General features: G+C 48.7%; 9 protein-coding genes and 1 pseudogene. 3 read left to right on the forward strand and 7 right to left on the reverse strand.

Translation table 11 applies throughout. From position 1 onward, the window contains the following. Window positions 1-196: 196 nt before the first annotated feature. A pseudogene (locus HUX64_RS19740) lies at window positions 197-374 on the forward strand (transposase); the annotation flags it as partial. Window positions 375-735: 361 nt separating this feature from the next. Here HUX64_RS19740 and HUX64_RS12070 read toward each other — a convergent pair. Then, window positions 736-2,022, reverse strand: coding sequence for an esterase (locus HUX64_RS12070; protein ID WP_174626483.1), 1,287 nt, complete (start codon window positions 2,020-2,022; stop codon window positions 736-738). Window positions 2,023-2,735: 713 nt separating this feature from the next. Here HUX64_RS12070 and HUX64_RS12075 point away from each other — a divergent pair. Both HUX64_RS12075 and HUX64_RS12080 read left to right on the forward strand, forming a co-directional pair. Then, on the forward strand, window positions 2,736-3,200 hold the full coding sequence (locus tag HUX64_RS12075) for a peroxiredoxin (RefSeq protein ID WP_174626484.1): 465 nt from the start codon (window positions 2,736-2,738) through the stop codon (window positions 3,198-3,200). 164 nt (window positions 3,201-3,364) lie between these two features. Next, entirely contained in the window at window positions 3,365-4,129 is a 765-nt protein-coding gene (locus HUX64_RS12080; RefSeq protein WP_174626485.1) for an inositol monophosphatase family protein, read from the forward strand. A gap of 72 nt (window positions 4,130-4,201) precedes the next feature. On the opposite strand, the gene HUX64_RS12085 is transcribed toward HUX64_RS12080, so the two are convergent. The 6 genes from HUX64_RS12085 to nuoI are packed head-to-tail and all read right to left on the reverse strand — an operon-like array spanning window position 4,202 to window position 10,343. Then, window positions 4,202-5,653: an NADH-quinone oxidoreductase subunit N gene (locus HUX64_RS12085; RefSeq protein ID WP_174626486.1), complete on the reverse strand. Its 1,452-nt coding sequence runs from the start codon at window positions 5,651-5,653 to the stop codon at window positions 4,202-4,204. Then, window positions 5,650-7,149 carry an NADH-quinone oxidoreductase subunit M gene (gene nuoM / locus HUX64_RS12090; protein WP_174626487.1) on the reverse strand — a complete coding sequence of 500 codons (1,500 nt, stop codon included), beginning with the start codon at window positions 7,147-7,149 and terminating at the stop codon, window positions 5,650-5,652. The genes HUX64_RS12085 and nuoM overlap by 4 nt, the downstream gene beginning before the upstream one ends. Next, window positions 7,146-8,981 (reverse strand): NADH-quinone oxidoreductase subunit L, encoded by a 1,836-nt coding sequence (gene nuoL / locus HUX64_RS12095; RefSeq protein WP_174626488.1) that lies wholly within the window; start codon window positions 8,979-8,981, stop codon window positions 7,146-7,148. The genes nuoM and nuoL overlap by 4 nt, the downstream gene beginning before the upstream one ends. Window positions 8,982-8,990: 9 nt before the next feature. Continuing rightward, a complete protein-coding gene (gene nuoK, locus HUX64_RS12100; RefSeq protein WP_174626489.1) occupies window positions 8,991-9,299 on the reverse strand; it encodes an NADH-quinone oxidoreductase subunit NuoK in 309 nt (102 codons plus the stop codon). Further along, window positions 9,296-9,811, reverse strand: coding sequence for an NADH-quinone oxidoreductase subunit J (gene nuoJ / locus HUX64_RS12105; protein WP_174626490.1), 516 nt, complete (start codon window positions 9,809-9,811; stop codon window positions 9,296-9,298). The genes nuoK and nuoJ overlap by 4 nt, the downstream gene beginning before the upstream one ends. A 16-nt stretch (window positions 9,812-9,827) precedes the next feature. Further along, on the reverse strand, window positions 9,828-10,343 hold the full coding sequence (nuoI, locus tag HUX64_RS12110) for an NADH-quinone oxidoreductase subunit NuoI (RefSeq protein ID WP_174626491.1): 516 nt from the start codon (window positions 10,341-10,343) through the stop codon (window positions 9,828-9,830). Window positions 10,344-10,350: the final 7 nt, after the last annotated feature.

Below are 10,350 nucleotides of genomic sequence, written 5' to 3' on the forward strand. Positions count from 1 at the left end.
CGGCCATTCGCTCGGCCGTCTTTGCAGTTCGCTTGCTTGCCGCATTTTGGACAATCCATCACGCCCTCCCAAGGCACCTGAATGTTCCAAAACTTATACATTGTCTATATTTATTTAGCAATGCCAAATACGAAGGGACAAGCACGTCATTAACAAGGCCATTTAACTGGTCTTAGGCGCCGCCCAGTCAGGGTGAAAAGACTTGTTAGGCTTATATGGCTATCTAAAAATGAAGGCGCCAAATTCTGGCTCTTTGTCCTGACAGAGTTCAAAAGTTGGGGGTCAAAGATGCGTTCATCGCCTGTGTCGATGGTTTGAGCGGTTTCCCAAAGACGATCGCCGCCGTCTTTCCGAAAACCCAAGTCCTGCTATGTCGTGCACAGGGTAAGCAAGAAGGCGAGGCGACCATGAAAGTCATCCATTTAGCCTTCGACAACGCCGCTAAAAAATAGTCGATGCTGTTATGGGCAGGATGCCGACTATGAATCAGTTTATAATTATGTTCCCAGAGCCAATACCCTAAGTAATTTAACAACGGTTTACAAGGATTTTTTATACTCTCCTAGATTGTCCTCTTGCTCTGGTCAATCTTTGCCGCAGTGGATTGAAAAGGGATTGTTGGCTATCAATAGGGCTTAACCCCAAGTTTAAAATGATCCGGCCAAATTATTTACTAACTGAACATGGCTTTTCAATACGTCAGCTTGGGGTAAGTACGTAGCCAGTGTGTAGGATTTATTCTGAGGTGGACAATACGATCAGCAAGCGAAGAAATTCCATTATTTTTTCCCCAAATACATCATTGTGACTTCCAATCAATTCTTCATTCACGCGAATATTCAGATAGGGATTGCGCGGCTCGGTTTTATCAAGATGAGTCAGCACCACTGCTCCGAATCGGGTAGAGCCGCCTCTGATCTGCGTGCTCCAGATATTTTTCATATTATTATAGTTGGCGCTTCGTTGCGCCTGTTTCTCATCGGCAGGCTGCAAAGAGTGACTGATCAAGGGCATATAATGTCCCACCGCTGTTCTATCTGCTTCGCCTTCATCAAGGATTAAGGGCCGCTTGCAGATAGTGCGTTGAATGGTATTGTGAGTTTCAAAAAAAGTGGTGAATATCCGGCCTGCGGGGAAGGCCAGTTTCGTGGCGTTATCGGTTTCCGAAGTCAAAATGGCCAACCTGGGCACCTGTTCAAGAAAATAACTGCACCTTTCTTCCGCCAGTTCATAGAAAGGCGCATAACGCAGGGCTTCAAAAGCAGGATTGAGCAGCACCACCAGATCGCCGAAACCTTTGGCTGTATTAGTAAAGCCTTTACCGGCCTTGCTATCGACAAAACGGCTGGCAAGAATTTGTGAAGTTGCGCTATAAACTACAGCGCCGCCAAAACTGTGCCCTATCACCACCAGGCGGCTTTTTATCGGCGGCAAAACAGAATTTCTGACATTGGCAATTTCTTCCAGCTTAAGAAGCAGTTCGGTAACACCCAGATATCCGCCATCTTGCGCCGTATTCTTGCGTTCCCAAAAGGTCAGTCCGTTTATAACAGGAATAGTGATGGATTCGCCTCGCCATCCTACATAAACACCTATGATTTTACGCGGAGGCCGCTTTTGTGTCAGGCTTAAACTGCTTTCTACTTTGCTGAGCTTGGCGAGATTGCCTTTAAAACTTTCGATATTGGGATCACCGGGCTGCGCATTATGATGCCAGCCGTGAACAAACACAGTTATTAAAACACTTTCGCTTGCCGCAGTTTTGTAGAAAGTATCAATCACAGCCTTCATTTGGGAGCGATCGCGCAATTGGCCCTGATCATCAATTTCCACAAAGCCGAGCATATACTCGTCAGAAGCTCCGACGTTATAATATTGCAGTGAATTTTTATCACATTTTACTCTCGCAGATACCCGGCAAGTTTCATAAACACTGCGATAAATTATGTTCGGCGCACAGGCTGTCAGGATTTGCATAATGGCTAGAAGGCAAATCAAGTAGGCGTTTCTATCTAAAGTCATTGCAATCTCCAGTTGTTGGAAGCAATGTTTCCCGTTTTATGGCTTAAGCGCCAGGTAACTCCTAAGCTACCGTACAAGCTCCTGATGATTCCTCAGAAAGATGTTTAAGCATGCCCTGGTCAGCCTACGTTGACAATTATTGCTCGCTTCAACCTTACGTGTTTCAGACTATAAGTTAATTATTAATCACCTATCCGATATTGTACTTTTACTACTTTGATATAATTCAGGCGTTGGCCAATGAATCAGGCGCGTAAAATGTAAGGCCTGAATTAAAAGTGAGCTGTTATATATTATTCCGTGTTTATGTCTGATGAGTATAAAGGGAGAGGTTACTTTAGCTTTCAAGCTCCGTCGATTGTCATCTCGCCTATTCCTTATTACAACTATACCCAAGGGAATTATTTTAAAGCCAGATCGACAATAAAAATGTAAAATCAGCCATATCTTTATATTTACTATTTTATTTCAGCCTTATCGGGCATACGGATAAAAATCTCCAGGTATTTGAATTTAAAAAAGTTTGGAGTTGCTCTTGTTGTCGCCAGGTCGTTATAATCTAAATTCAGGGTGAACAGGTGGATTTTTGACGAGTCTTTTCTACAAGTTCATATTAATTTTCAGATATTTTGGCATTATCAGCCTTGGTCCGGATCGCCAATTTTGCTTGCCGCGTGCCGGCTGAAAGAATAAATCAAGTGAGGAGTCTTAGCATGTTACAAAAACAAAGCACGGCGCCGGTTTTTAGTGCGCGAAACCAGGATAACAAGCTGATTAATCTGCTGGATTATCGAGGCAAAAAAAACGTTGTTTTATATTTTTATCCCAAAGATGATACTCCGGGCTGTACTATAGAAGCTAACGACTTCACCCGGCTTGCCAGTGAGTTTTCCAAATTTGATACGGTAGTCATAGGGGTAAGCAAGGATACTTGCGAAAGTCATACGCTTTTTATTGAAAAATTCGGATTAAAAGTGGATTTAATAGCCGATACGGATGGAAAACTATGCGAAAGCTATGACGTATGGCGGGAAAAAGAAAGAAATGGCGTTAAATCAATGGGCATACTTCGCTCCACTTTCATAATCGATAAAGAAGGCAAACTGGTTGATGTTGCTTACGGCGTAACGCCGGAAGGCCATGCACGGGAAGTATTGGAGAAGGTAAAGGCTTTATAATGCAGGCTTATCTAAAAAGCAGGGATAGCATTTTAAGTTAAACCAGCCTATGCCGTAATTTCAGTCTGATTACTCATACTCTTTTGAGTTGCAACTCTAACAGTATCTGCGCTGAGGAGCCGCAACTCCACTAATTCTCTATTTTCATCCCCAGGTTACATCCCATGCCTATTTCACTTGCCTTTCTTGAAGAGGTAGTCCGCAAAGCCGGATCACTTGCCTTAACTCATTTTAAAGACCTGACCTTATTGAAAATCAATAAAAAAAGTCCTCGCGATTTTGTCACTGATGCGGATGTCGCGGTTGAAGCCTTTTTAAAAGAAAATCTCGCCAGGGAATATCCGCAATTCGGTTTTTGGGGAGAAGAAAGCGGACAAAGTGAAAATCAATCCAGCCGCTGGATCGTCGATCCTATTGATGGCACTCATTCATTTTCCCGAGGCCAGTATTTTTGGGCTGTCAGCGTAGCCTTGGAAATTGATCAGGAACTGGTAATAGGGGCAGTGTATGCGCCTGCTCTGAACGACTACTATTGCGCAGAAAAGGGCAAAGGCGCGTGGAAAAACGGCTTGCCGATTAGCGTATCTTCTGAGAGCCAGCTATCTGAGGCAATGGTTGCTACCGGCTTTGCCTGTTTACGTAATTATTTGAAAGAGAACAACCTTCAACGGTTTTGCAGGATCGCGGAAGTAACGACCGGGCAACGCCGTTTCGGGTCGGCGGCATTGGACTTGTGCCTGGTCGCGGATGGTCAGGTCGATGCTTTCTGGGAACAGGAGTTAAACCTGTATGACATTGCTGCCGGAGTTCTGATAGCAAGCGAAGCCGGCGCTACCGTTACCGATTTTCAAGGGAAAAAAGGCATTTTCCCCAAGCAGGTATTGGTGACCAACGGCAAGATTCTTGATCAGATGCTTCCTCTTATGTAATGCCGTTTTCAGGATTTTCAGGCAGATAGTAGTCAGTAAAGAAAAATTAGAACCTGTATAAATCCGCCGACATTACTTCAGGCTATTGGATATTAATAAAATGGACTCTATTAAATGGCCTGGGTAAAGGCCAAACCAGAGTAGCAATAAGGTTAAAACAGCGAGAATTGTGGTGGACATCCGTTTTTGAACAGGTTCAACGGGTTCAATCGCTGTAGCTTCGACATTCATCGACATAACCACAACAACTCTTAAATAATAATACAGTCCCAGACCGCTTCCGACAATAACCGTGAGCAGCAGTCCCCATAGCCGGGCATCAGCTCCGCTGGCAAAAATATAGAATTTACCGATAAAACCCGCAGTCAGCGGAATTCCTGCCAGCGATATCAGCATTAAGGTAAATATCGTCGCCAGCCAAGGTTGCCGCCAGAACAGCCCGCGATAAAAAGATAAGTCATCAGCCTCTATTTGTGGAGTCGACAATACGGAAATAATCCCAAAGGCCCCGATAGTGGTAATGAAATAGGTAACCAGATAGAAAGTAACGGATTCAACTACCAATGCCGGAGCAATGCGGCCGCCCGCAATAAAGGCAACCAGCACATACCCCATATGGCCAATGGATGAATAGGCCAGCAAGCGTTTGACATTGTTTTGCAGCAGCGCCAGCAGATTACCTATCAGGATGGATAAGACCGCAATGACGCTTAAAACAGTCAGGAAGGGCAGGTATGAGTAATTGTAGGCGCTGATGAAATAACGCAGCAGCAGGGCAAAAACCGCGCCTTTTGACGCTGTGGCGATAAATGCGGTAATGGGTGAAGGCGCGCCTTCATAAACATCCGGCGTCCAGAGATGGAACGGCGCCAAAGAAAGCTTGAAGCCCACGCCGGCTATAATCAGAATAACGCCGCTCAGCACCAACGCATTCATATCCTTCTGGTTCATGAGATAGCGGCCGATGCCGTTGAAGTCCAGTACGCCGCTTTGGGCATAAATCAATGCCATCCCGAACAGTAAAAAAGCCGACGATACGCCCGATAAAATCAGGTATTTGATGGCTGCTTCCAGGGAGTTTTGCCGATTGATCGTATAGCTGATCAGAACAAAAAGAGAAATGCTGAGTGTTTCCAGGCCGATAAAAAAGCTGGCAAAATGGCTGCTGCTGACCAGTACTACAGCGCCCAGAAGAGCGGTTAACAGCAGCACAAACAGCTCTTCATTTTCACCTGTCCGTGCCTTGAAATAGTCATAGCAAAGCCCTATAACGGAAAGGCCTGTCAGCAATAAAAGTGCGGTATAAAAGAGCGCGTAGCCATCCACGCGGATCAGTGAAGTTGCCTGAACCGGATTCGCTTGCCATATCAATCCGACCGCCAGCAGCGATAGCAGAATTCCGCAGGCTGAAACGCAGTTAATCAGGACAAAGTTACGCCGGATGGCGATTATAAGCATGGTGACTACCGCAGCGCCTGCGATAATCAGGATAGGCGCTAGGGCGATAAACTGGTTACTATTCATCCGTTCTCCATTGCCTGTGTGTTTTGTATGTCTTGTTTAATTGCCGGAGCCGAGATGTCCAGCACTGCCTGGGGCCTAATACCAAGCCAGACCATGATAAGCACAAGCAAGCCGAAGGAGGCCAGTTCGCGGCGACTGAAATCGCGCAAACCGGCGTATTGCCGCGTTGGGCCATGAAAGGCCTTCTGGATAATGATCAGCGCATAAACCGGAGCCAGAATAAGACCCAGAGCGGTGATGACGGTCAGCGATGCATTGACCCCGAAAGCGCCGACCAGGACCAGGAATTCGCCAATGAAATTCCCCAAACCCGGCAGGCCCAGGGAAGCCATTGCAAAAAACAGGGTGAAGGCCGACAGGTGCGGAATTGCAGACCAGAGCCCTCCCATACGCTCCATTTCCCGGGTATGCAAACGTTCCTGCAAAGCGCCGGCTATCATAAATAAGGCGGCGGCGCTAATGCCGTGCGCCAGCATGGTGATAACTGCGCCCTGCAGCGCCAGGAAGTTCCAGGAAAATATACCCAGCAGGATAAAGCCCATATGACTGACACTGGTGTAGGCAATCAGGCGTTTCAGATCAGACTGTGCAAAAGCCATTACCGCGGCATACAGCACGCTGATTGTGCCCAGCATCATGGCAATCGGGGCGAACTCATGAGCCGCTTCAGGAAACAGCGGCACGACGAAGCGCAGCAAACCGTAAGCGCCGGTCTTGAGCATTACGCCGGCCAGAATAACACTGCCGCCGGTAGGCGCCTGGGTGTGGGCATCGGGAAGCCAGGTATGAAACGGCACTGCAGGCAGCTTGACAGTAAAGGCGATAAAAAAGCCCGCCATCAGCCACAACGCAACATCAGGTTCAAGCCGGGTATTTAGCAAGTCGAAATAATCAAAAGTATAGACACCGCTATTGCTATGGTGTTTCAGCACCAGAGCCACTATTGCCACCAGCATGAGAAGACTGCTCACCTGGGTGAAAATAAAAAACTTTATCGCCGCATAAATGCGGTTTTCATGGCCCCAGATGCTGATTAAAAAGTACATGGGAATAATCATCAATTCCCAGAAAAAAAAGAACAGGAACAGATCGAGCGCCAAAAAAACGCCGATGGTGCCGGCCAGACACGATAATAAATTAAAGAAAAAGAAACCCTGTCTTTCCCTGATTTCAGTCCAGGAACTGCTGACTGCCATAAAGCCCAGAAACTCAGTCAGCGCTATTAATAGCAGGCTCAGCCCATCGGCGGCCAGATGAAAACCAATGCCGAAGCGCGGAATCCATGCCCCCTGGAAATCAGCTATCCAGGCTTGCGGCATGCCGGCAGAGAGATAATCGATGCGGCCGGATGCCGAATATTGCACAATCACCAGCAGCGACTCAATTGATAGAGTAATAACCGCTACCCAGCGCGGAGCTTCCGGATTCCATCGCTCTGAAAACCAGGCAGCCAGGCCGCCCAGAAATAGCACCAGAATCAGCGCGAGCAGGATCATGACAGCCAACCTATGGCGATAATGACTATCGTCCCCAATACCATGGATGAGGCATACCAGCGAACCTGTCCGGTTTGTAACGAGCTGAACAGCCGGTGGAACATTAAACTTAGAAAAGCTGTCGCCGAGTAAATGCTATCCACGGCATCGTTTTTATTGAGTCTTGCGATAGTCTTGAAAGGCCGCACCAGTAAAATATTATAAAATGCATCCATGCCCCAGCCGCTAAAAAAGAACCGCTGTATTTGCCTGATCCAGACCAGGCTTTCAAGACGCTGCGTTGAGAAGGCGCCGGTGAGATAGAATAATCCTGCAATTAATACACCTATAAAAGGTGCGGCTACGGTGATGGCCGAGACAGTATTAAGTTCGTGCAGATTTTCGTCGGCAGCTAAAGCTGAAAATACCGAAGCCAGCGGTATTTCCAGCATAGCGCCTGCGAGCGCCAATATGCAGAGCAAAAGGAGCGGCGCGCTCATGCGCCAACCGGGACTTTTTTCGACCTGAGCATGTTGCGGACCGAAAAAGGCCACGAACACCAGACGGAAGCTGTATATGCCTGTAATCAGCGCTCCGAGGCAACCTGCGGTCCATAAAACGGGAGAGACTTCGAAGGCTGCCAGCAGGATCTCGTGTTTGCTGTAATAGCCGGAGGTGAAAGGCAGGCCAGACAAGGCCGCGCTGCCTATCATAAAACTCAAGAATGCAAGCGGCATGGATTTGCGCAAGCCGCCCATCCTGAAAATATTGTGCTCGTGATGAAAACAGAGAATCACTGCGCCGGCAGCGAGGAATAACAGCGCTTTGAAAAACGCATGAGTCAGCAGGTGAAAAATTGCCGCTGACCAGGCTCCGACACCCAGGGCAAGAAACATATAGCCAATCTGACTGATGGTTGAGTAAGCCAGAATGCGCTTGATATCAGTCTGGGCCAGGGCCGAACAGCCCGCCATCAACAAGGTGACAGCGCCAATGACCGCGACTGCAAATTGCACGGAAGGCGCAAGCATGAACAAGGCATGGGTTCTGGCGATCAGGTAAACGCCTGCGGTGACCATGGTGGCGGCATGGATCAGCGCGCTGACCGGGGTAGGGCCCGCCATGGCATCGGGCAGCCAGGACTGCAGCGGCAATTGCGCTGATTTACCCACGGCTCCCCCGAGCAGCAAAGCGGCGGCCGCTACCGGCAACACCGTGCCGGGCGTCCAAAGGTTGGTAGCCTGGGTCATGACTGACTGGATATCAAATGTATGCAGCTGCGTAAACAGCAGAAACAGGCCTATCGCCATGGACGTATCGCCCGCACGGGTCATGACAAAGGCCTTGCGAGCCGCATAACCGTTGTTCGGGTCTTCATACCAGAAACCGATTAACAGATAGCTGCCCAGCCCGACCCCTTCCCAGCCCAGGTAAAGCAGCACCAGGTTGTCCGCCAGCACCAGCACCAGCATGGCCGAAACAAACAGATTCATATAGGCAAAAAAACGCGCATAGCCCGGATCGGACTCCATGAATTCGGCGGAATAAACATGGATCAGAAAGCCGACGCCGGTGACCACGAAAAGCATTGTCATCGATAGGGGGTCGAGATAGAAACCGAAAGGTACCGACAGATTGTCAACCGCCATCCAGGAGCCCAGCGCCAGACGGTAAGGCGGCATTGCTCCCTTCAGGAATTGGGCTCCAATCAAGGCTGTTAACAGGGCCGAAATTCCCACACTTCCGGCCCCTATCCAGGGAATAAGACGCCTGGAAAGCCGTTCGCCAGCTATTGCCAGGATTAAAAATCCCAGAAACGGAAGAAAGGGCACCCATCCCAGCAGTTCGATCACTTTTGCCTCCTATCCCTGCATTTCATTAACTGAATCGGCATCCAGAGTTTGGAAGCGGTGGAAGATTTGCAGAGCCAGTCCCAGGCCGACGCCTACTTCGGCCGCGGCCAGGGTCAGTATCAGCAGAAACATGATCTGCCCATCGGCCTGTCCCCAGCGCGACCCCGCCACGATAAAAGCCAGACCGGTGGCGTTGAGCATGACTTCCAGAGACATCAGGATCATAATCAGGTTGCGCCGCACCATTACTCCGATCAGGCCCAGCACAAACAGCACGGCGGACAATACCAGGCCCAGTTCCAGCGGAATCCCGTTCATGCTCTTTTCCCCAAGGTTTTTTTGAGCATGGGTTTGCCTAAATGATAAGCGCCCACCAGGCCTGCAAGCAATAGCATTGAAGCCAGCTCTACCGCCAAAAGATACGGGCCGTATAAAGCTATCGCCACCTGCTTGGAATCGACAATCTGACCCGTTTCGGCGTTGCCGCCGCTCACAATCACTATGAGCATTTCTGCAAACAGGATAACTGCCAGCACTGAAGGCCCAATCCAGATGGTCGGTTGTAGCCAGATGCGTTCCTGATCCGTAGTCTTTTGGCCTTGATTGAGCATCATGATGACGAAAACAAACAGCACCATAATGGCGCCGGCATAGATGATCACTTCCAGCACAGCAGCGAAATGCGCGCCTAACAGAAAAAACAGCACGCCGGCGGCCAACAAGGACAAAATCAGATACAGCAAGCCGTGCACCGCATTAAGGCGCGTGATCATCATTACTGTGGCAAATACGGCAACGGCGGAAGTAATATAAAATAAAAACAGCATCATAAAACTTCTCCATTCATCAGGGTAAGAGCGTTTTCACATTGACCGGGGGAGCTTCGTTTTCAGCCTCGCCCTTGCCTTTGCCGCCGATAGTCATGCCGGCCACGCGGTAAAAATTATAATCGTGATATTTTCCTGTGCCGTCAATTAGCAGATGCTGTTTTTCATAAACCATATTCTGCCGGTCATATTCACTCATCTCAAAATCCGGCGTCAATTGAATGGCATAGGTCGGGCATGCCTCCTCGCAAAATCCGCACATAATGCAGCGGGAGAAATTGATGCGAAAAAATTCGGGATACCAGCGGCCGTTTTCATCTTCGGCTTTCTGCAGGGCAATGCAATCGACAGGACAGGCGACCGCGCATAAATTACAGGCCACGCAGCGCTCCTCGCCGTCGGGATCGCGGGTCAATACAATGCGCCCGCGATAGCGGGGAGACAGTGCCGGTTTCTGATCCGGATATTGCACCGTATCGGCTTTGACGAAGGTATGTTTGAATACTTCCCACAGGGTTTGCAATTGGCTCAACATAAATTTT

Origin of the sequence: Candidatus Methylobacter favarea (assembly GCF_902806695.1) — a bacterium.
In the GTDB taxonomy this organism is placed as follows: domain Bacteria; phylum Pseudomonadota; class Gammaproteobacteria; order Methylococcales; family Methylomonadaceae; genus Methylobacter_B; species Methylobacter_B favarea.

Coding starts and splice junctions, on each gene's coding strand:
- HUX64_RS12070 (WP_174626483.1), bottom strand. CDS start 2,022: ATGACTTTAGATAGAAACGCCTACTTGATTTGCCTTCTAGCCATTATG.
- HUX64_RS12075 (WP_174626484.1), top strand. CDS start 2,736: ATGTTACAAAAACAAAGCACGGCGCCGGTTTTTAGTGCGCGAAACCAG.
- HUX64_RS12080 (WP_174626485.1), top strand. CDS start 3,365: ATGCCTATTTCACTTGCCTTTCTTGAAGAGGTAGTCCGCAAAGCCGGA.
- HUX64_RS12085 (WP_174626486.1), bottom strand. CDS start 5,653: ATGAATAGTAACCAGTTTATCGCCCTAGCGCCTATCCTGATTATCGCA.
- nuoM (WP_174626487.1), bottom strand. CDS start 7,149: ATGATCCTGCTCGCGCTGATTCTGGTGCTATTTCTGGGCGGCCTGGCT.
- nuoK (WP_174626489.1), bottom strand. CDS start 9,299: ATGAACGGGATTCCGCTGGAACTGGGCCTGGTATTGTCCGCCGTGCTG.
- nuoJ (WP_174626490.1), bottom strand. CDS start 9,811: ATGATGCTGTTTTTATTTTATATTACTTCCGCCGTTGCCGTATTTGCC.
- nuoI (WP_174626491.1), bottom strand. CDS start 10,343: ATGTTGAGCCAATTGCAAACCCTGTGGGAAGTATTCAAACATACCTTC.